Origin of the sequence: Serinicoccus shuyuelongi (assembly GCF_045032955.1) — a bacterium.
GTDB lineage: Bacteria > Actinomycetota > Actinomycetes > Actinomycetales > Dermatophilaceae > Ornithinicoccus.
In genome coordinates, this window is record NZ_JBJFZU010000003.1 from 192,964 (window position 1) to 214,243 (window position 21,280).

Genomic DNA, 21,280 nt, shown 5'->3' on the forward strand with positions numbered 1-21,280 from the left:
CTCGACGAGGAGACGCACGTGAAGAACGACCCGACGGCAGCCACCTCAGCCAGCACGGAGCGTCCGCCGCTGCGCACCCCGGAGCACCCGGTGCGCATCGTCACCGCGGCCAGCCTCTTCGACGGCCACGACGCCTCGATCAACATCATGCGGCGGATCATGCAGAGCCAGGGCGCCGAGGTGGTCCACCTCGGGCACAACCGGTCGGTGGCCGAGGTCGTCGACGCGGTGCTCGACGAGGACGCCAGCGGAGTCGCGGTGTCCTCCTACCAGGGCGGGCACGTGGAGTACTTCGAGTACCTCACCGAGCAGCTGCGGGAGGCGGGCGCCGGGCACGTCACCGTCGTGGGCGGCGGCGGCGGGGTGATCGTCGCCGAGGAGATCGAGCGCCTCCGGCAGGCCGGGGTCACGATCTTCTCCCCGGAGGACGGGCAGCGGCTCGGGCTGCCGGGGATGATCAACCAGGTCATCACCGAGTGCGACCGGGACATGTGGCAGGTCGGTCCCGCCCAGGTGGACCAGGTGCTCGCGGGGGAGCGCACCGCGGTGGCCCGGGCGATCACCGGCGCCGAGCTCGGCTCGCTGCCGCAGGAGGACCGGGAGCGGTATGCCGCCGCGGCCCGCGAGCCGGCCTCCGGGCACGGCATCCCGGTGCTGGGGATCACCGGCACCGGCGGCTCCGGCAAGAGCTCGCTGACCGACGAGGTGGTGCGCCGCTTCCGGCTGGACCAGGGGGACCGGCTGCGTGTCGCGGTGGTCGCGATCGACCCGACCCGGCGCCGCGGCGGCGGCGCGCTGCTGGGTGACCGGATCCGGATGAACTCGATCGGCGGGCGCCAGGCGTACTTCCGCTCGATGGCGACCCGCGGCGACAAGGAGGTGCCGGAGGCGCTGCCGACCGCGATCGACATCCTCAAGGCGGCCGGCTTCGACCTGATCATCGTGGAGACCCCGGGGATCGGCCAGGGCGACGCCGGCATCGTGCCCTACGTGGACACCTCGCTCTACGTGATGACGCCGGAGTTCGGCGCCGCCAGCCAGCTGGAGAAGATCGACATGCTCGACTTCGCCGACGTGGTCGCGATCAACAAGTTCGAACGGCGCGGGGCGATGGACGCGATGCGGGACGTGGGGCGCCAGCTGGTGCGCAACCGGGAGGCCTTCGGTCAGCGCCCCGAGGACATGCCCGTCTTCGGCACCTCCGCGGCCACCTTCAACGACGACGGGGTGACCGCCCTCTACCAGTACCTGCGCGGCGCCCTGGTCGAGCACGGGTTGCCTGTGCAGGAGGGGCTGCTGCCGGTGGTGGACGTGCGCCACTCCTCGATGATCCGCCAGGTGGTGCCTCCCAAGCGGGTCCGCTACCTGGCCGAGATCGCGGACACGCTGCGCGAGTACCACGAGGACACCGAGCGCTACGTCCGCGCCACCCGCCGGGTGGAGCGGTTGGCGCTGACGGCGGACGAGCTGGCCACCGGCGCCGGGGAGGGGTCACCGGCGCTGGACGAGCTGCTCGAGCAGGCCCGCCGGGACGTCCCCACCCCGGTCCAGGAGATGGTCGAGGGCTGGCCGGCCCGGGTCGAGGCATACTCCGGGGACGAGCAGGTCGTGAAGGTGCGGGACAAGGAGATCCACACCACGCTGACCAAGGAGACCCTGAGCGGGAACCGGATCCCCCGGGTGGCGCTGCCCACCTACGACGAGGTGGGCGCCCTGGTCCGCTTCTGGCGGCGGGAGAACCTGCCCGGCTCCTTCCCGTACACGGCCGGCGTCTTCGCCTTCAAGCGGGACAACGAGGACCCGGCCCGGATGTTCGCCGGCGAGGGGGACCCGTTCCGCACCAACCTGCGCTTCAAGCTGCTCTCCGAGGGGCAGCCCGCCACCCGGCTGTCCACCGCCTTCGACTCGGTGACGCTGTACGGGCACGACCCGGCCGAACGGCCCGACATCTACGGCAAGGTCGGCACCTCCGGGGTGTCCATCGCCACCCTGGACGACATGAAGGCGTTGTACGACGGCTTCGACCTCATCGACCCCACCACCTCGGTGTCGATGACGATCAACGGTCCGGCGCCGACCGTGCTGGCCTTCTTCCTCAACACCGCCATCGACCAGCAGCTGGACGCCTTCCGCGAGCGGGAGGGGCGCGAGCCCACCGGCGCCGAGGCGGAGGAGCTGCGGCAGTATGCCCTGGCGAACGTCCGCGGCACCGTCCAGGCGGACATCCTCAAGGAGGACCAGGGGCAGAACACCTGCCTGTTCACCACCGAGTTCTCGCTGCGGATGATGGGCGACATCCAGCAGTGGTTCATCGACCAGGGGGTGCGCAACTTCTACTCGGTCTCGATCTCCGGCTACCACATCGCCGAGGCCGGGGCGAACCCCATCAGCCAGCTCGCCTTCACCCTGGCCAACGGCTTCACCTACGTCGAGTCGTACCTGGCCAGGGGGATGGACATCAACGCCTTCGCCCCGAACCTGTCCTTCTTCTTCTCCAACGGGATGGACGCCGAGTACTCGGTCATCGGCCGGGTCGCCCGTCGCATCTGGGCGGTGGCGATGAAGGAGAAGTACGGGGCCAACGAGCGCAGCCAGAAGCTGAAGTACCACGTGCAGACCTCCGGGCGATCGCTGCACGCGCAGGAGATGGACTTCAACGACATCCGCACCACCCTGCAGGCGCTGATCGCGATCTACGACAACGCCAACAGCCTGCACACCAATGCCTACGACGAGGCCGTCACCACGCCCTCGGGGGAGTCGGTGCGCCGGGCGCTGGCGATCCAGCTGATCATCAGCAAGGAGTGGGGCCTGTCGATGAACGAGAACCCGAACCAGGGCTCGTTCATCATCGACCAGCTCACCGACCTGGTCGAGGAGGCGGTGCTCGCCGAGTTCGACCGGATCAGCGAGCGCGGCGGGGTGCTGGGCGCGATGGAGACCGGCTACCAGCGCGGCAGGATCCAGGACGAGTCGCTGCTCTACGAGCACCGCAAGCACGACGGGACGCTGCCGATCGTCGGCGTCAACACCTTCCGCCGGCCCCCTTCGGAGCGCGAGGAGGTGCAGGTCGAGCTGGCCCGTGCCACCGAGCAGGAGAAGCAGTCGCAGCTGGAGCGGGTCGCCGACTTCCAGCGCCGGCACGAGGCGGACGCCGAGCAGGCCCTGGCGGCGCTGCGCAGCGCAGCGATGTCCGGCGACAACGTCTTCGACGAGCTGATGCGGGCGGCCCGGGTGTGCTCGCTCGGCCAGATCACGGAGGCCTTCTTCGAGGTCGGCGGGCAGTACCGCCGCAACGTCTGAGGACCTCGCTGGGGTAGCCCTCTCGGCAGGGCTGAACATTACCGCGCTCCCGACAACAGTTGGCGGGGGCGCGGTCTGCCTGCACCTATCGTCACTGTCACCGGATCGCAGGGTCCGGAGCCAGCGACGACGGAAGGCGAACCGTGCAGACATTCCCCAGGACAGGCGCCATCGCGGTGTGCGCCGCGACCGCGCTCGTGCTCAGCGCCTGCAACAACGGTGGAGGTGACGGGGCGGCGAGCACCGGCGACGAGCCGGTCGAAGGTGGCGAGCTCGTGGTCGCCTCCCTGCCCTCGGTGCTGGACCCGGCAGCCTCCACCTCGCGGAGCAACTGGATGGTGGCGGCCTCGGTCTGTGAGGGACTGTTCGCCAACGACTCCGAGTCCTCGGTGCACGACGGCCTGGTCGAGGCCTGGTCCTACGACGAGGACGCCCTGCGCTACGACCTGTCGCTGCGCGAGGGTGTGCTCTTCCACGACGGCAGCACGCTCGCCGCGGCGGACGTCGTCGCCTCCCTGGAGCGGTACCGCGCCAGCGAGTCGGGTGACCTCTTCGACCAACTGGTCGACGAGATCTCCGAGGAGGGTGAGCTGGAGGTGTCGATCACCGTGTCCCAGCCCACGGGCGCCATCCCGGCCCTGCTCGCCACCCCTGACACACCGGCCTACATCATGCCGGCAGCGTTCCTCGAGGGAGTGGGTGAGGAGGAATCCCTCGACGACCTGGTCTGCACCGGCCCCTACACCTTCGAGTCCTTCACCGTCGACCAGGAGGCTGTGATCGGCCGGTTCGACGACTACGTCTCCCGTACCGAGGACCCGGATGGCTCCGCCGGCGCCAAGACCGCCTACGCGGACACGATCCGCTTCATCCCCTTCAACGCCTCGAATGCTCTCAACCAGGTGCGCACCGACGCGGTCCACATCGCCCCCCAGTTCGTCAGTCTGGACCAGCTGGCGGTGTACGAGGCTGACCCGGCCCTGGTCCCGCAGGTCCAGGAGAGCGGGGGCTTCAGCCTCATCCAGTTCAACCACAGGGACGGTCTCTTCACCGACCTGACCATGCGGGAGGCGGTGCTGCACGCGGTCGACACCGAGGAGATCGCCACCCAGAACCTGGGCGACCTGGAGTACTTCACGGACAGCTCGAGCTTCTTCCCCGAGGGCTCGGACTGGTACTCGCAGGAGGGCCAGGAGGTCTACGAGTCGCGTGACCCCGTCGTGGCCGAGCAGCTGCTCGAGGAGGCGGGTTACGACGGCACCCCGGTCCGGATTCTCTACCGGCCGGATCAGGACAGCTACGGGCCGGTGTTGCGCCAGCAGCTTGAGGCGGTCGGTTTCGAGGTCGACCTGCAGGGCGTAGACGCGGCGACCTTCACCGCCACCCGGACCGACCCTGAGGTCTGGGACATCTTCCTGGCCGGCGGCACCAGCTACTCTGACCCGCTGACCGTGGTCTTCCTCGGCGACGAGTTCCCAGGCTGGTGGGTGACCGAGGAGAAGACCGAGCTGATGGAGCGCATCACCGCCGGTGCGACCACCGAGGAGCGCAAGCCCGCGTGGGACGAGATGCAGGCGATGCTGTGGGAGGAGCTGCCGTTCATCAAGCTCGGTGACGAGCCCCGGATGGCGATCACCAGCACCTCGGTGGGTGGTTTCGAGCCCAGCCAGGGCACCGTGCGCGGGTTCTACAACGTCTGGGTCACCGACTGAGATGGCGCTCGGACGACTGCGGCAGCTGCTGCGTGATCCGTCGGCGATGACCGGGGCGGGGCTGCTCCTGATCATGGTGGCCCTCGCCGTCATGGCACCCGTGCTCGGCGGGGACCCGTACCGTGTCGACCCGGCCAACCGACTGCTTCCCCCCTCGGGGCAGCACTGGCTCGGCACCGACGAGACCGGGCGCGACCTCTGGACGGTGCTGCTCTTCGGGGCCCGCACCACGCTGGGGATAGCGGGGGTCTGCACCCTGATCGCCGTCGCCACGGGGTACGCCATCGGCATCCTCTGCAGCTACTTCCGGCTCGTGGACGCTGTGATGATGCGCGTGATCGACGGGATGATGTCGTTCCCGAACATCATCCTGGTGATGAGCCTGGTGGGAGTGCTGGGCGCCGGCATCGGTCCCGTCATCTTCGGCCTGACCGTGGTGCTGGTGCCGGCCATCGCCCGGGTGGTGCGCAGCGCAGCCCTGGCGGCCAAGGGGATGCCGATGGTCGAGTCGGCCCGGGCGATGGGCGCGCGGGACAGCTGGATCGTCACCCGCTACATGGCCCCCGAGGCGGTCTCGGTCGCGATCGTGCAGGCCACCATGGCCTTCTCGATCACCGTGCTGTCGATCGCCGCGCTGTCCTTCCTCGGGGTCGGCTTGCCAGCCGACGTGCCGAGCTGGGGCGGAAGCCTGTCGGCGGCACAGCAGTACATCGCCGTCGCGTGGTGGATCGGGGTGTTCCCCGGGGTCGCCATCCTGCTGACCGTGCTCGGCCTGGTGCTGCTGGGTGATGGCTTCCGCGACGTCCTCGATCCTCGCGCACGGACCCGGAGGGCCTCATGATCGACTACATCGGCAAGCGCCTGTTGGCGCTGCTCCCGACCATCGCGGTGCCGATGGTCCTGCTCTTCGTCCTGCTCCGGTTGACCCCTGGTGACCCCGCAGCAGCGGTCCTGGGGGAGGAGGCATCTATCGCCGAGATCGAGGCACTGCGCGAGGATCTGGGCCTCAACGACCCGATGATCGTGCAGTTCGGGGCCTGGCTCTGGGACCTGGTCAGGTTCGACTTCGGCACCTCGATCTTCCTCGGCACCCCGGTCGCCGAGCTGGTCCTCTCCCGGGCCGCCGTCACCGCCCAGCTGGCGGTCTTCGCCCTCGTGGTCGCCGTGATGGTCGGCCCGCTGCTGGGTGCGATCTCCGGCACGACCCGCCGCCGCGGTCTCGACAAGACGATGGTCATCGGGTCGGCGGTCGGCATCGCGATGCCCACTTTCTGGTTGGCGATCCTGATGATCTTCGTCTTCGGCGTGATCCTGCAGGTGCTCCCGGTCGCCGGCTTCGTCAGCATCTTCGAGGATCCGGTGCAGTACCTGCGCTTCATGGCGCTGCCGGCGATATCGCTCGGCATCCTGGAGGCCGCCACGTTGTTCCGGTACTCCCGCAACGGTGTGCTGGACGCACGCCACCAGCCCTACGTCACCACGGCCCGTGCCCAGGGATTGCCGGAGCGGACCATCACCCAGCGCTACATCTTCCGGTCGGCGATGGTTCCCGTGGTCACCATGATCGGGGTCGCCACCGGCGGGTTGCTCGGTGGAGCCGTGGTCACCGAGTCGATCTTCTCGATCCCCGGGATAGGGCAGCTGCTGCTCACCGCGGTGCAGCGCCGCGACTACCCCCTGATCGAAGGTTGCATCTTTTTCATCGCGATCGTCTTCGTGGTGGTCAACCTCGTCGTGGACCTGCTGTACGCGATCCTCGACCCCCGCATCCGTTTCGACAGCAAGGAGGCCTGAGCCGTGACCACCCAGGAGCACCTGCTCGACGTGCGCGGGCTCGACGTCGCGATCGACGGACCGGCCGGCCCGGTCAAGGTTGTGCGGGACCTGTCCTTCTCTCTCGATGCCGGATCGACGACGGGGATCGTCGGGGAGAGCGGGTCGGGCAAGTCGATGACGGCTTCTGCCATCATGGGCATCCTGCCCGAGGTGGCCACCGCATCGGGCTCCGTCCGCTACCGGGGCACCGACCTTCTGACCCTGAGCGAGCGCCGGCGACGGGCGATGTCCGGCCCCGAGCTGGGGTTCATCTTCCAGGAGCCGATGAGCGCCCTGCACCCGATGCTGAGCATCGGTGAGCAGATGACCAGACCGCTGCGCCACCACCTGGGCCTGTCCAAGGGGGCCGCCCGCACCCGGTGCGAAGAGCTGCTGGACCAGGTCGGCATACCTCCTGAGCGGGGAGTGCTGCGCTCCTATGTGCACGAGCTGTCCGGCGGGATGAGGCAACGGGTGATGATCGCGATGGCGATCTCCTGCGCCCCCTCGCTGCTGATCGCCGACGAGCCGACCACGGCCCTGGACACCACGGTGCAGAAGCAGATCCTCGACCTGCTGATGCGTCTTCGTGACGAGCTCGACCTGGCGGTGCTGCTGATCAGCCACGACCTCGGCCTCGTCGCGCGGTATGCCGATCACGTGGTCGTCATGCTCGACGGCCTCGAGATGGAGCAGGGTCCCACCGTGAAGCTCATCACCGAGCCGCAGCACGCCTACACCCGCGGTCTGCTCGAGGCGGCGCCGCGCCTGGGGCGCAAGGTGCACAGGCTTCCGGTGATCGACACCTCCCGGTTCGACACATCCGGGGCCGGACCGCGATCGGAGGTTCAGGCATGAGCGCCGACGAGGGGCCCGGGCAGGAGCCGGTGCTGGTGATGGAGGGGGTCAGCAAAGACTTCCGGTTCGGGTCGGTGCTGCGGCGCTCGGTCCACCACGCGGTGGTCGGCGTCGACCTGAGTGTTCCCACCGGTCAGGTGCTCGGACTGGTGGGGGAGTCCGGCTCCGGCAAGTCGACGCTGGGGCGGATGGCCATCGGCCTGATCCGTCCCACCTCCGGAACTGTCGAGGTGGGTGGGCTGGACCTGTCCTCACTCTCCACGGCCGACCTGCGCCGGCACCGCCGGACCATGCAGATGATCTTCCAGGACTCGTCCAACTCGCTGAACCCCAGGATGAGCTTGCGGGAGCTGTTGGTGGAGCCCCTACGCGTGCAGGGCCTGCACGACCGCGCCGAGCGGGAGCGGCGGGCGCACGCGCTCGCTGACGAGGTGGAGCTTGCCAGGTCGTGGATGGACCGGTTGCCGCACGAGTTCTCGGGAGGGCAGCGACAACGGATCTCGATCGCCCGCGCGCTAGCCCTGGAGCCTTCCCTCATCGTCGCCGATGAGCCCGTCTCGGCACTCGACGTCTCGGTGCAGGCGCGGGTGCTGAACCTGCTGAAGGACATTCAGGTCGAGCGCGAGCTCGCCATGGTCTTCATCAGCCACGACATGGCTGTCGTGGAGTTCATCAGCGACGACGTAGCCGTGCTCTACCGCGGTGAGGTCGTCGAGCACCGCTGTGCCGATGAGCTGTTCGCCGCCCCGGAGCACGACTACACAGCAACCCTGCTCGCCGCCACTCCCACCCTCGGACAGGACAGCGCATGACCAGCACGCCCTACGCTCTTGCCTCGGCGAACGTCGAAGGACCGATGACCGACGGACCGCACTCCCGGGCCGTGGTCCTGGAGCCCTACGGCACCGAGCGGACGCCGACCTACGACTACGTCCAGGAGGAGTACTTCGTCTCCGGTGAAGCGGCGGGCGCCCCCTACCGCACCCGCATCCTCGTGCGCCGCCCGGCGCAGGTGCAGCGGGCCAACGGCCTGGTGGTCGCCGAGGTGTCCCATATCTGGGGCGGCACCTCGGTCTGGCGGGCACTGAACCGGCATCTGATGCGGCACGGGTACACCTGGGTCGAGATCGACTCCCAGGCCCCCAGCGCGATGGACCTCATCGCCGGGGCGGACCCGGACCGCTACCGGTCGATGACGTTCACCGAGGGCCCGCTGGCCTCTGACTTCGCGGCCACCATCCCCTATACCCCTGACCCGGCGCCGGAGGACCTGGCCCGGGAGTACGACAGCTTCAAGCAGCGGTGGTGGGAGGCCACCCCTCAGTCGTTCGAGATCATCGCCCAGGTAAGTCGGGCCCTGCGTGCAGGGCTACCCGGGTTGTCGGGCTGGACGGCACGGCGCATCTTCCTGGCCGGTATCTCCCAGACCGGGGGCGTGGTCCGCAAGTTCATCGAGGAGCACCACCAGCGGCAAAGCGCCGGCGGCACCCCGGCCTTCGACGGGTACCTGCCTGCTGCCTCGGGCGGTGCAGCGCTGCCCGACATCGACGTGCCGGTCATCGAGCTGCTCGGGGAGGCCGAGTTCCAGTCGGTGCGCTGGTCCTGCGGGGTGTCCGGACAGGTCCGCGGGCTGAGCCACCGCCGTCCCGACAGTGACACCTTCCGGCTCTACGAGGTGGCCGGGATGGCACATCGGGAGACCCGGTACATGTCGGCGCGCGACGAGGCCCGCCTGGCCGACTGTCCGCTGCCGGAGGGGGCACGCTGGAGCAGCTTCCCCAACTCGCACGTGTATGCCGCCGTCCTAGAACTGCTGGCGGGGTGGTCGCGGCAGGTCCTGGTACCGCCGCCAAGCCGGTACCTGGAGACCGAGGGCTCCACGGACGTGATCAGCAGGGATCTGCACGGCAACGCCCTCGGGGGTCTGCGCCACCCGGCCACCGACGTGCCGGTCTCGCGCCTGGTGGCCGCCACGCCGATGGGTCGTCCCTCTTGGTACCACGGCAGTGAGCAGCCGTTCGCCGCTGGGCAGCTCGAAGAGCTGTACGGCTCTCCGGAGAACTATCGGCGACAGGTGGCCCGGAGCCTGGCCCGATTGCAGGCCGAGAAGTTGTACCGGTCCGAGGATGCCGAGGAGCTGCGCCTGCAGGCGGAGTCCTTCACGTGGTGAACCCGGAACGAGGGCCGAGCACCACTAGGGTCTGAAGATGCCCATCGTCCTTGACCTGGCCGGGGTTGCTCCCCGCGATGTCTCGGTGCGACTGTCGCCACTTTCCGAGTTGATGGCGGTGCTGCACCTGCTGGCCGAACCGGAGCACCACCTGGATCGTCGGCGCGAGATCGACCAGGTGACGAGGTCCGTGCCCACGGACCTGGCGCGCGAGCTGCGAGACCTGTCGCCCTTATGGGCGCGCTTCCGCGCTCGACACCTGATGCCACTGTCGCACCGGTCGAACGGTGAGCTGATCGAGGAACTGGGGGCACTGCAAGCCTTGGAGCCCGAGGCGTTCCTGGCGGTCTCGGCAGAGGTGATCCACGGGACCCGGTCCGAGGGCTTCGGCGACCTGCTCGGCAGTGCCCGTGCGCGGACGGCTTTCGTCGATCGGTGCGGGGAACGCTCCGAGGCGCGCGGATCCTTGGCGATGGAACTGGTCCGGGACCCCGGCGCGCTGCAACGACGTCTGGTGGCCACCCTGGGTACCTGCGACGACCTCTTCTTCGCCCGGATGTGGCAGCAGGCCTCGTCCAAGTTGCTGGGGGCGCAGGCCGACGTCCGCGCGATGCTGGCTCGCCAGTCGCTGCCCGTGGTGATGACGGCGCTGCACCCTGGTGTCCGGTACTTCCCGTCCACCCACCACGTCGCGTTCGACAAGCTGCAGAACGCCTTCGTGCGGGCCGAGCACCGATGCTACGTGCTGGTGCCCTCGCTCTACACCTCACCGCACATCGTGGTGAAGTACGACAGCGAGTACGCCGGCGGCTCGGGCGGTCTACGTGACCTGCCGGTGGTCATCCAGTTCCCTGCGGCCGAGATGGGGGTGACCACCAACGAGTCGGTGGAGTCGATCCAGCGCCGTCTGGCGGTGATGGCGGACGCGTCTCGGCTCGACATCCTGCGGCACCTGGTCAACGAGGACTGCACCACGACCGAGTTGGCCAGGCGAACCCACATGAGCACCCCTCAGGTGTCCCGGCACCTGCGACGGCTACGGGAGGTCGGACTTCTGGAGTCCGAGCGCGACGGCCGGCTGGTCCGCAACAGACTGGTCCTGCGGGCCGTCTACTCGATGGGGTACGACCTGGTCGCCGGCATCGTGCGCTAGCCGGTCCCGACCTGTCGCTGCGGCAGGTCAGCGGCGCCCGGAGCCCGAGGAGCTCGAGTACGCCACCACCGAGCCGCCGGAGCGCGCTCCGGAGCCGGCGCCCTGACGGCCACGACCCCCGCCGCCACCGGAGGCGCCACCACCGGTGCGTCCGCCGCGACCGCCGCCGCCGGAGGCGCCGCCACCGTTGCGTCCACGGCCACCGCCGGAGGCGCCGCCACCGTTGCGCCCGCGACCGCCGCCGGTGGAACCGCCGTTGCCGCCGGAGCGGCCACGACCGCCACCGCCGCCGCCCTGACGGGGCTGCTGGGTCTGCGGCTCGGACGGGGCCAGACCGCCGGGGACGAAGCTGCGCTCGCCGGGGGCCAGCTCGGTCAGGATCGGGTGGGTGGCGTGCGCCTTGGTGGTGGTCGGCTTGATGCCGGCCGCCCGGGTGAGGGAGCGCACGTCGCGTACCTGGTCGTCGCTCATCAGGGTCACCACGGTGCCCGCGGCGCCGGCCCGCGCGGTCCGGCCGGAGCGGTGCAGGTAGGCCTTGTGCTCGACCGGCGGGTCGGCGTGCACCACCAGGGCGACGTCGTCCACGTGGATGCCACGGGCCGCGATGTCGGTCGCGACCAGGGTGCTGGCGCGGCCCGAGTGGAAGGCCTCCATGTTCCGGGTCCGGGCGTTCTGGGCCAGGTTGCCGTGCAGCTCGACAGCCGGGACACCGGCACCGTTGAGCTGCTTCGCGAGCTTCTTGGCGCCGTGCTTGGTCCGGGTGAACATGACCGTCCGGCCGGGGGCGGCGCCCAGGTCGGTGAGCACGGCCAGCCGGTCGGCGGTGCTGATGTGCAGCACGTGGTGCGACATCGCCGAGACCGGCGACTGCGCGGAGTCGGCGTGGTGGGTGACCGGGTTGGACAGGTAGCGCTTGGCGATGACGTCGACGCCGGCGTCCAGGGTGGCCGAGAAGAGCATCTTCTGGCCGTCCCGGGGGGTGCGGTCCAGCAGCCGCTTGACCACCGGCAGGAAGCCGAGGTCGGCCATGTGGTCGGCCTCGTCGAGGATGGTCACCCGCACCTGCGAGAGGTCGGCGAAGCCCTGGCCGATCAGGTCCTCCAGGCGCCCGGGGCAGGCGACCAGGACGTCGATGCCGGCCTGCAGCGCCCGCACCTGCGGGTTCTGGCCGACACCGCCGAAGACGGTGAGGTGCTTGAGCCCCGCCGCGGCGGCCAGCGGCTCCAGCGACGCGGCGATCTGCCCGGCCAGCTCACGGGTGGGGGCCAGGATGAGGGCCCGGGGGGCGCGGCCCCGACGCTGCGACGCGGCGCGGTCGGCCTGCAGGGCGGCGACCATCGGCAGCAGGAAGGCGTACGTCTTGCCGGAGCCGGTGCGGCCACGGCCGAGGACGTCCCGGCCGGCGAAGGAGTCGGGGAGGGTGGCGGCCTGGATCGGGGTCGGCACGGTGATGCCGCGGTCCGCCAGGATGGCGCAGAGGGAGGAGGGCACGCCGAGGTCGGCGAAGGAAGAGGTCACGGTGATCTTTCGAGACGTGTGCGGTGTCCCACCCGGCGCGCTGGCCCGTGGGGGCGGCGCGACCTAGGCAGCCCGAGGCTGCGTGATCAGGCATCCCGAGGTGAGACGGTGCAGGACGCTACCCACGAGTCTACCCGAGGAACGTCCGGACCCGACATCATGGGTCGCATGGGACACCTGCAGCAGTACCACCACGACGGGCTGACCTTCGACGTGCAGGACGCGGGGCCGCAGGACGGGCCACCCGTGGTGCTGCTGCACGGGTTCCCCCAGGACGCGAGCGCCTGGGACGGTGTCGCCGGCCTGCTGCACGAGCGCGGGGTGCGCACCCTGGCCCCGCACCAGCGGGGGTACAGCCTCGGTGCCCGGCCGGTCCGGGCCCGGGCCTACGCCCTGCCGTGGCTGGTGGGCGACGTCCTGGCGCTGCTCGAGGCGGCCGGCCTGGAGCGGGCGCACGTCGTGGGCCACGACTGGGGCGGCTTCGTGGCGTGGGCCCTGGCCGCCTGGCACCCGGAGCGGGTCAGCGCGGTGACGGTGCTGTCCACGCCGCACCCGGCGGCACTGCGCTGGGCCGTCCGGCACGCCGGTCAGGCCCGACGCAGCTGGTACGTCGGGGCCTTCCAGGTGCCCCTCCTGCCCGAGCTGGTGCTGGCCCGGATGATGGACCGGGGCGCCCTGGTGCGGACCGGGCTCCCGGCGCCGGACGCGCAGCGGTACGCCCGCCGGCTCGGCACCCGGCAGGCGCTGCGGGGGCCGGTCAACTGGTACCGCGGCGCCCGGGTGCGCGGCACCCCGGCGGTGGGCACGGTCGCGGTGCCGACCACCTTCGCCTGGGGCTCGAAGGACCCGTTCCTGGGTCGTGCCGCCGCCGAACGCACGAGCCGTCACGTCCGCGGCGACTACCGCTTCGTCGAGCTGGACGGAGGGCACTGGCTCCCCGAGCGGCGCCCTGAAGAGGTCGCGCAGGCGGTGCTCTCCCGCACCGGGTGAGCGGGGGAGATGTCGCGTGCGCGGCAGGGCTGTGGACGAGCAGCGGGGGTCGTCGGTGCTCGCGCCTAGTCTCGTGCCATGCCCGCGCCCGACATCTCCGCCGCCGACTGGGTGCTGGACGTCGAGGACACCCAGGTGGTGTCCCGGCTCGGCGAGCTGGTGCTGGCCCGCGCCCAGGGGTATGCCGACGCCGGTCACGTCCGCACCCTGGTGACCGGGCCGGACGGCTCGGTGCTGGTGGGGACGGTCGCCGGCAGCGGCGGACGGGCATACCAGAGCGTGGTGCGGCTGCTGGAGCGCACCGGCCCCCGCTGGAGCGGGGAGTGCAGCTGCCCGGTGGGCCAGGACTGCAAGCACACCGTCGCAGTGGTGCTCACCGCCCGGTCGCGGCTGCGCGGGTCGGCGCCGGTGCCGGCCCCCGGTGCCGACTGGGCCTCGAGGCTGGACCCGCTGGTGCAGCAGCCCCCGCCGGCCGAGGGCGGCCCGACGCACCGGGTCGCCGTGCAGGTGTCGCTGAGCGCCGGCCGGGGCGGTCACGAGGAGCGGCAGCGGGTCACCCTGTGCCCGGTCCGGCCCGGCCGGAGCAAGCCGTGGGTGCGCCAGGGCGTCGGCTGGAACGACCTGACGAACAGGTGGTCCCGGGTCGCCGTCGAGCCCCGCCAACGGGCGCTGCTGGCGCAGCTGGCGGCGCTGGGCCGCAGCTCCGGGTTCGGCTACTTCGCCACCTCGCACGAGCTGCCCCTCGGGGAGATCGGCGCGGTGGCCTGGCCGGTGCTCCGCCAGCTCGACCGGGAGGGCATCGCGCTGGTGCCCGGGCCCGGGGTCACCGGGGTGGAACTGGGCCGGGGCGCGGCGCACCTGGGCATCGACCTGGTGCGCACGCAGCAGGGAGGCCTGCGCCTGGGGCCCGGTGTCCAGGTCGAGGAGGCACCGTCCTCGCGCCGGGAGCTGTTCCTCATCGGCCGGCCGGCGCACGGCCTGGGCTGGGTGGACGAGGACGGGGTGCTCAGCCTGTGGCCGGTGGCCGGGGTGCTGCCGGCCGCGGTCCTGCCGGTGCTCGAGTCCGGACAGGACGTGCAGATCCCGGCGGAGGACGTCGGCACCTTCCTCGAGCGTTACTACCCGGCGCTGGCCCACCAGGTCGAGCTGACCTCCAGCGACGGCAGCGTCCCGACGCCCCGCACCTGCCCACCCCGGCTGCGCCTGGAGCTGACACCGGAGGCCGGGCACGTGCTGCACCTGAGGTGGAGCTTCGTCTACACCGTCCCCGGGATCACCCCGGAGCCCGCGCAGGCCACCGTGGCGGTGGGGGAGCCGGGGACGGAGGAGCCGTGGCGCGACCCGGCCGCCGAACGACGGGCGGCGGGCGCGGTGCTGCCGCTGCTGGAGGCCGTCCCCGCGCTGACCGCGGGCCGGGAGCCAGCCCTGCGGGGCCGAATGACGCTGGTCGGCGCCGCCACCGCGCGGTTCGCCACCGAGGTGCTGCCCCGGCTGGAGCAGGAGGAGGACCTCGAGGTGGTGGTGCACGGGGACGGGGGCCTCGCCACCTACGCCGAGGCGGCCGAGGCTCCGGTGGTGCACCTGAGCAGCACCGAGGCGGGCGCGGGGGACTGGTTCGACCTGCACGTGCGGGTCACCGTGGACGGGCAGGAGGTGCCCTTCGAGGAGCTCTTCGCGGCGCTGTCGCTGGACCAGGAGGTGCTGCTCCTGGAGTCCGGCACCTGGCTGCGGCTGGACCGTCCCGAGCTGCACGGGCTGCGCCGGCTGATCGAGGAGGCCCGCGAGCTGGTCGACCCCCGGGACCGGACGGAGCAGGACACGGTGCGGGTCAGCGTCTACCAGGCCGGCCTGTGGGAGGAGCTGGTGCAGACCGGTCTGGTGCAGGAGCAGCAGGGCCGTTGGCACGAGCAGGTGGCCGCCCTGGTGGCCCTCGGCGACGGGGACCGGGGGCTGGTGCTGCCCCCGCCCGGGCTGGACGCGACCCTGCGCCCCTACCAGCTCGAGGGGTACCGGTGGCTGGCCCGGCTGTGGGACGCGGGCCTGGGCGGCATCCTGGCCGACGACATGGGGCTGGGCAAGACGCTGCAGGCGCTGGCGATGGTGGTGCGGGCCGAGCACCGCGCCGAGCTCGGTGACGGGCCGGTGCTGGTGGTGGCCCCGACCAGTGTGGTCGGGGCCTGGGCACAGGAGGCGGCACGCTTCGCGCCGCACCTGCGCACGGTGACCATCGGCGCCACCCGACGGCGCCGGGGCACCGACCTGGCGGAGGCGGTCGGGGGAGCGGACCTGGTGCTGACCACGTACACCCTGCTGCGGCTGGAGGCGGAGCAGTACCAGGGGTTGCCGTGGAGCGCGGCGGTCCTGGACGAGGCGCAGTTCGCCAAGAACCACCGCTCGGCCACCTACCGCGCGCTGCGCGACCTCGGGGCACGACGCACCTTCGCCATCACCGGCACCCCGCTGGAGAACACCCTCATGGACCTGTGGTCGATGACCTCGCTGGCGGCACCCGGTCTGTTCCCCCGTCCGGAGGTCTTCACCCAGCGCTACCGGGTGCCCATCGAGAGCGGCGGCGCGACCGACGAGCTGGCCCGGCTGCGGGCCCGGGTCCGTCCCTTCCTGCTGCGCCGGACCAAGAGCGAGGTCGCGGCCGAGCTGCCCGACAAGATCGAGCAGACGCTGCAGGTGGACCTGCACCCGGCCCACCGCCGTCTCTACGACCAGCACCTGCAGCGGGAGCGGCAACGGATCCTCGGGCTGCTGGCCGACATGGACCGCAACCGGGTGCAGATCTTCCGGGCGCTGACCGCGATGCGCCAGCTGGCCCTGGACCCCTCCCTGCTCGACGAGGCGCACGCCGGGGTCGCCACCTCGGCGAAGATCACCGCCCTGGTCGAGCAGCTCACCGAGATCGCGGCCGAGGGGCACCGGGCGCTGGTCTTCTCCAGCTTCACCAGCTACCTGGCGCTGGTCCGCGGTGCGCTGCGGGAGGCCGGTCTCGAGCACGCCTACCTGGACGGCAGCACCCGGCACCGGGCGGCCGTGGTGGCCGGCTTCCGGGAGGGCGACCAGCCGGTGTTCCTGATCAGCCTCAAGGCCGGTGGGGTCGGGCTCACCCTCACCGAGGCCGACTACGTCTTCGTGCTCGACCCGTGGTGGAACCCCGCGGCGGAGGCCCAGGCCGTCGACCGCACGCACCGGATCGGCCAGGAACGGACCGTGCACGTCTACCGGATGGTCTCCACCGGGACCATCGAGGAGAAGGTGGTGGCCCTGCAGCAGCGCAAGCGGGAGCTGTTCACCAGCGTCGTCGACGCGGGCGAGTTCCGGTCCGGCACCGTCACCGCGGACGACATCCGTGATCTGCTGGACCCATGAGAGCAGCAGCGGCGCAGCGGGCAAGGGCAACGGCGAGGGCATCGACGTGGGCCCTGGTGCACGACGAGCGGCGTGCCCTGGTCGAGCTCCTCGAGGGATTCGACCCCGAGCACTGGGAGCAGCCCTCCCTCTGCCCGGGATGGAGCGTCCACGACGTGGCCGCGCACCTGGTCGACAACGCGCGGACCACCACGCCGCGGCTGCTCGCGGCGATGGCCCGGGCCCGCTTCGACTTCGACCGGCAGAACCAGCAGGGGGTGGACCGGGAGCGCGGCGCCGACCCCGCGCGGACCGTGGCCCGACTGCGCGAGGTGGCCGGCCGCACCTCGGGGCCGCCCGCACCGCTGGACAGCCGGCTCGTCGAGGAGGTGCTGCACGGGGAGGACATCCGCCGCCCGCTCGGGTATGCGCACCGTTACGCACCGGAGGCGGTGGACCGCTCGCTGCGCTACCAGGCCCGGACCCGGGTGGGCCTCGGCGGGGGCCGGGAGCGCGTCGCCGGGCTCACCCTGCGGCCGGACGACCGTGCGCCGGACGCGGCCGGCGCGGGGCAGCCGACCGGGGACGACGACGGACCGGTCGTCACCGGTCCGGCCCTGTCCCTGCTGCTGGTCGTCTCGGGACGCGGCACGGCGCTGGACGACCTGTCCGGTCCGGGGCTGGACCTGCTGCGGGACCGGGTGCGCCGCCCCTGACGTCACGATTTCGCAACGGACGGGTGTGTCGGGCAACGTCGTGGCCGGTCCATGCGTCTATGGGTGGTCGGACGATGACGAAGGGGAGTCCCATGCGACTGCGACTGAGCCGCATCACGCTGCCGCCCTGGCTGCCGCACCACGACGTGCCACGGCGAGCCATGGTGCAGGGCGGCGTGGGTCTGGTGACCAGCGCCATGATCGGTGGGCTGGACGACAGCTACGACCGCTTCGCCGAGCCAGAACCCGAACCCGAGCCCGAGCCCGAGCCCGAGCCCGAGCCCGAGCCCGAGCCGGAACCCGTCGAGCCGACCCCTCCTGCGGACCTGCAGCGCGGCAGCGGAGGCGAGGAGGTCTGGTCGCTGCAGGAGGAGCTGAACGCCGCCGGCTACTGGTGCGGCGCGCCCGACGGCGGCTTCGGCCACCTCACCCAGCAGGCGGTGTGGGCCGTGCAGAAGGCGCACGGGCTCTCCCGCGACGGGATCGTCGGACCGCGGACCCGGGAGGCTTTGGCCACCGGCTACCGGCCCGCGCCGGTGCACGGCGGCGACCACATGGAGGTGCACGTGGGCAGCCAGCTGTTACTCGTGGTGCGCGGCGGTGCCACCACCATGGTCCTGAACACCTCGACCGGTAACGGCGAGCCCTACGAGTACGAGGGCGAGGAGTACATCGCACGCACCCCGACCGGGGACTTCGCGGTCTGGTTCACCCACAGCGACGGGTGGCGGGACGGTGAGCTCGGCGAGATGTACCGGCCGATGTTTTACTCCGGCAACTACGCCATCCACGGCTCCGGGTCGATCCCGCCGGTGCCGGCCTCGCACGGGTGCGCCCGCGTCTCGACCGATGCGATGGAGATGATCTGGGCGCAGGGCCTGCTCCGGATGGGTGACCGGGTCGTCGTGGTCTGAGCCACCTCAGTTGCCGGCACGACGCTTGTTGTAGACGTCGAAGGCGACCGCGAGCAGCAGCACCATGCCCTTGACCAGCTGCTGGATCGACTGGTCGAGCCCCATCAGCTGCATGCCGTTGGACATCACCGCCATGATCAGCCCGCCGATCATCGCCCCGGTCACCCGGCCGACGCCGCCGGTCACCGCGGCGCCGCCGATGAAGCAGGCGGCGATGGCGTCCAGCTCGAACATGTTGCCAGCCCCCGGCTGGGCACCGTTCATCCGCGAGGAGTAGACGACGCCGGCGATGCCGGCGAGCAGGCCCATGTTGACGAAGATGAGGAAGTTGACCTTCTTCACCTTCACCCCGGAGAGCCGGGCGGCGGTCAGGTTGCCGCCGATCGCGTAGACGTTGCGTCCGAAGACGGTCTTCTGGGTGACCAGCGCGTAGATCAGGATCAGTACGGCGAGCAGGATGAGCACGTTCGGCAGGCCACGGCTCTGGGCCAGCTGGTAGCCGAACCACATCACCACCGCGCTCACCACGAGGACCTTGAGGATCCACAGCGGCAGCGCGCCGACCTCCTGCTCGTAGGCGATGGCGGCCCGGCGCTGGCGCCACTCGTTGACGGCATACCCGACCACGGCGACGGCGAAGATCACCAGCGTGAAGACGTCGACGCCGTACCCTCCCAGCAACCCGTTCTGGAAGCCGTTGGCGATCTGGTAGTAGGGGCCGCCGAAGGGAGAGAGCGACGTGTTCCCCAGCACCTGGAAGGTCAGCCCACGGAAGATGAGCATCCCGGCCAGGGTCACGATGAACGCCGGGATCCCCACGTAGGCCACCCAGAATCCCTGCCAGCACCCGGCCAGGACGCCGACCGCCAGGGCCGCGAGCACCCCGACCCACCAGGGCATACCTCCCCTGATGGAGATGACCGCCGCGGTCGCCCCGGTCAGGGCCACCAGCGAGCCCACCGACAGGTCGATGTGGCCGCCGATGATGACGATGATCATCCCGATCGCCAGGATGAGGATGTAGGAGTACTGCAGGACGATGTTGGTCAGGTTCCCCGGCGTCAGGAAGCTCGGGTGCAGGACCGAGAAGAACGCCACGATGACCACCAGGGCCAGCAGGATGCCGCTCTGCCGGATGTTGCTGGTGATCAGGTCCTTGATGTTCAGGGTCCCGGTCATGCGGGGGCACCTTCCTTCTCCATGGTCATGAGGGACATGAGGCGTTCCTGGGTCGCGTCGGCGACGGACACCTCACCGGTGATGCGGCCGAAGGCCAGGGTGTAGATCTCGGTAGCTGACCCAGAGCAGCTCGGGGAGCTCGGAGGAGATGACGACGACCGCCTTGCCCGCGGCCACCATCCGGTTGATGATCAGGTAGATCTCGTACTTGGCGCCGACGTCGATGCCACGCGTGGGCTCGTCCAGGATCAGCACGTCCGGGTCGGTGTAGAGCCACTTGGCGAGCACCACCTTCTGCTGGTTGCCGCCGGAGAGCTTGCCGACGCTGTTGAGCACGCTCGGGGTGCGGGTGTTGAGGTCCCGGCGGTAGTCCTGGGCGACCTTCAGCTCCTCCAGCCCGTTCACCCAGCCGTAGTGCGCCAGCTTGCCCAGCCCGGCGGCGGAGGTGTTGTGCCGCACGTCGTCGATGAGGTTCAGCCCGTAGGCCTTGCGGTCCTCCGTCGCGTAGGCGATCCCGTGGGCGATGGCCTGCGAGACCGTGGCGACGCTGATCTCGCGGCCCTGCTTGAAGACCCGCCCGGAGATGCGTCGGCCGTAGCTGCGCCCGAAGATGCTCATCGCCAGCTCGGTCCGCCCGGCGCCCATCAGCCCGGCGATCCCGACCACCTCACCGGCCCGCACCGAGAAGCTCGCGTCGTGGACCACCTGCCGGTCCGCCTGGGTCGGGTGGAAGACGTTCCAGCCCTCCACGCGGAGCATCTCCTCGCCCAGGTCCGGCTCCCGCTCCGGGTAGCGGTGCTCCATGTCCCGCCCGACCATCCCGCGGATGATCCGGTCCTGGCTGGCGTCCGGGGCGCCCATGTCCAGGGTCTCGATGGTCCGGCCGTCCCGGATGATCGTCGTCCGGTCGGCGATGTCCGCGATCTCGCCCAGCTTGTGCGAGATCATGATGCAGGTGACGCCCTGCTCCCGCAGCTGCCGCAGCAGCCCCAGCAGGTGCTCGGAGTCGTTGTCGTTCAGGGCCGCCGTGGGCTCGTCCAGGATGAGCAGCCGGACGTCCTTGGACAGCGCCTTGGCGATCTCCACCAGCTGCTGCTTGCCGACGCCGATGTGGCCGATCTTGGTCACCGGCAGCTCGTTCAGGCCGACCCGCTGCATCAGCGCGGCCGCGTCCCGGTTGGTGCGGTGCCAGTCGATCAGACCGCCCCGGCCGCGACGCTCGTTGCCGAGGTACATGTTCTCGGCGATCGACAGGTGCGGGACCAGGGCCAGCTCCTGGTGGATGATGACGACGCCGGTGGCCTCGCTGTCGTTGATCGAGCCGAAGCGCACCTCCTGACCGTCCAGCAGGATGCTTCCCTCGTAGTCGCCGTACGGGTAGACGCCGGAGAGCACCTTCATCAGGGTCGACTTGCCGGCGCCGTTCTCGCCGCAGATGGCGTGGATCTCGCCGCGCCGGACCTCCAGGTTCACGTCCTCCAGCGCCTTCACGCCGGGGAACGTCTTGGTGATCCCACGCATCTCCAGGATGGTCTCGCTCATCGGGCTCCTCACAGGGGGCCACCGGCGCCGGGCACGGTGGTGGGGTGTCCCGC

General features: G+C 70.9%; 14 protein-coding genes and 1 pseudogene. 12 read left to right on the plus strand and 3 right to left on the minus strand.

The features are described 5' to 3' along the window. Positions 1-18 precede the first annotated feature (18 nt). The 8 genes from icmF to ACI3EY_RS05390 all read left to right on the plus strand — a co-directional run bounded on the left by icmF (position 19) and on the right by ACI3EY_RS05390 (position 11,011). Positions 19-3,303, plus strand: a complete 3,285-nt coding sequence (gene icmF, locus ACI3EY_RS05355; protein ID WP_405039657.1) for a fused isobutyryl-CoA mutase/GTPase IcmF — start codon at positions 19-21, stop codon at positions 3,301-3,303. 143 nt (positions 3,304-3,446) lie between these two features. Continuing rightward, positions 3,447-5,015 (plus strand): ABC transporter substrate-binding protein, encoded by a 1,569-nt coding sequence (locus ACI3EY_RS05360; protein ID WP_405039658.1) that lies wholly within the window; start codon positions 3,447-3,449, stop codon positions 5,013-5,015. A gap of 1 nt (position 5,016) precedes the next feature. Next, complete coding sequence (locus ACI3EY_RS05365) at positions 5,017-5,856, plus strand: ABC transporter permease (RefSeq protein ID WP_405039659.1); 840 nt, start codon at positions 5,017-5,019, stop codon at positions 5,854-5,856. Further along, positions 5,853-6,809: an ABC transporter permease gene (locus tag ACI3EY_RS05370; protein WP_405039660.1), complete on the plus strand. Its 957-nt coding sequence runs from the start codon at positions 5,853-5,855 to the stop codon at positions 6,807-6,809. The genes ACI3EY_RS05365 and ACI3EY_RS05370 overlap by 4 nt, the downstream gene beginning before the upstream one ends. A gap of 3 nt (positions 6,810-6,812) precedes the next feature. Next, positions 6,813-7,688, plus strand: a complete 876-nt coding sequence (locus ACI3EY_RS05375) for an ABC transporter ATP-binding protein (RefSeq protein WP_405039661.1) — start codon at positions 6,813-6,815, stop codon at positions 7,686-7,688. Continuing rightward, on the plus strand, positions 7,685-8,500 hold the full coding sequence (locus tag ACI3EY_RS05380; protein ID WP_405039662.1) for an ATP-binding cassette domain-containing protein: 816 nt from the start codon (positions 7,685-7,687) through the stop codon (positions 8,498-8,500). Before ACI3EY_RS05375 ends, ACI3EY_RS05380 begins: the two co-directional genes overlap by 4 nt. Beyond that, positions 8,497-9,858 (plus strand): alpha/beta hydrolase domain-containing protein, encoded by a 1,362-nt coding sequence (locus ACI3EY_RS05385; RefSeq protein WP_405039663.1) that lies wholly within the window; start codon positions 8,497-8,499, stop codon positions 9,856-9,858. Before ACI3EY_RS05380 ends, ACI3EY_RS05385 begins: the two co-directional genes overlap by 4 nt. Positions 9,859-9,895: 37 nt before the next feature. Further along, positions 9,896-11,011 carry an ArsR/SmtB family transcription factor gene (locus ACI3EY_RS05390; protein ID WP_405039664.1) on the plus strand — a complete coding sequence of 372 codons (1,116 nt, stop codon included), beginning with the start codon at positions 9,896-9,898 and terminating at the stop codon, positions 11,009-11,011. 27 nt (positions 11,012-11,038) lie between these two features. Here ACI3EY_RS05390 and ACI3EY_RS05395 read toward each other — a convergent pair whose 3' ends face one another. Further along, positions 11,039-12,529: a DEAD/DEAH box helicase gene (locus ACI3EY_RS05395; protein WP_405039665.1), complete on the minus strand. Its 1,491-nt coding sequence runs from the start codon at positions 12,527-12,529 to the stop codon at positions 11,039-11,041. Positions 12,530-12,697: 168 nt separating this feature from the next. On the opposite strand from ACI3EY_RS05395, the gene ACI3EY_RS05400 reads away from it, so the two are divergent. The 4 genes from ACI3EY_RS05400 to ACI3EY_RS05415 all read left to right on the plus strand — a co-directional run bounded on the left by ACI3EY_RS05400 (position 12,698) and on the right by ACI3EY_RS05415 (position 18,506). After that, entirely contained in the window at positions 12,698-13,519 is an 822-nt protein-coding gene (locus ACI3EY_RS05400; RefSeq protein WP_405039666.1) for an alpha/beta fold hydrolase, read from the plus strand. 78 nt (positions 13,520-13,597) lie between these two features. Continuing rightward, positions 13,598-16,897 (plus strand): DEAD/DEAH box helicase, encoded by a 3,300-nt coding sequence (locus ACI3EY_RS05405; RefSeq protein WP_405039667.1) that lies wholly within the window; start codon positions 13,598-13,600, stop codon positions 16,895-16,897. Beyond that, complete coding sequence (locus tag ACI3EY_RS05410) at positions 16,894-17,592, plus strand: maleylpyruvate isomerase family mycothiol-dependent enzyme (protein ID WP_405039668.1); 699 nt, start codon at positions 16,894-16,896, stop codon at positions 17,590-17,592. Before ACI3EY_RS05405 ends, ACI3EY_RS05410 begins: the two co-directional genes overlap by 4 nt. Before the next feature lie 92 nt (positions 17,593-17,684). Next, on the plus strand, positions 17,685-18,506 hold the full coding sequence (locus ACI3EY_RS05415) for a L,D-transpeptidase family protein (protein WP_405039669.1): 822 nt from the start codon (positions 17,685-17,687) through the stop codon (positions 18,504-18,506). Between the two features lie 6 nt (positions 18,507-18,512). Here the strand turns inward: ACI3EY_RS05415 and mmsB are convergent, their stop codons facing one another. Both mmsB and mmsA read right to left on the minus strand, forming a co-directional pair. Beyond that, positions 18,513-19,685 (minus strand): multiple monosaccharide ABC transporter permease, encoded by a 1,173-nt coding sequence (gene mmsB, locus ACI3EY_RS05420; protein WP_405037856.1) that lies wholly within the window; start codon positions 19,683-19,685, stop codon positions 18,513-18,515. Next, a pseudogene (mmsA, locus tag ACI3EY_RS05425) lies at positions 19,682-21,227 on the minus strand (multiple monosaccharide ABC transporter ATP-binding protein). The gene mmsB and the pseudogene mmsA overlap by 4 nt, the downstream one beginning before the upstream one ends. Positions 21,228-21,280 lie beyond the last annotated feature (53 nt).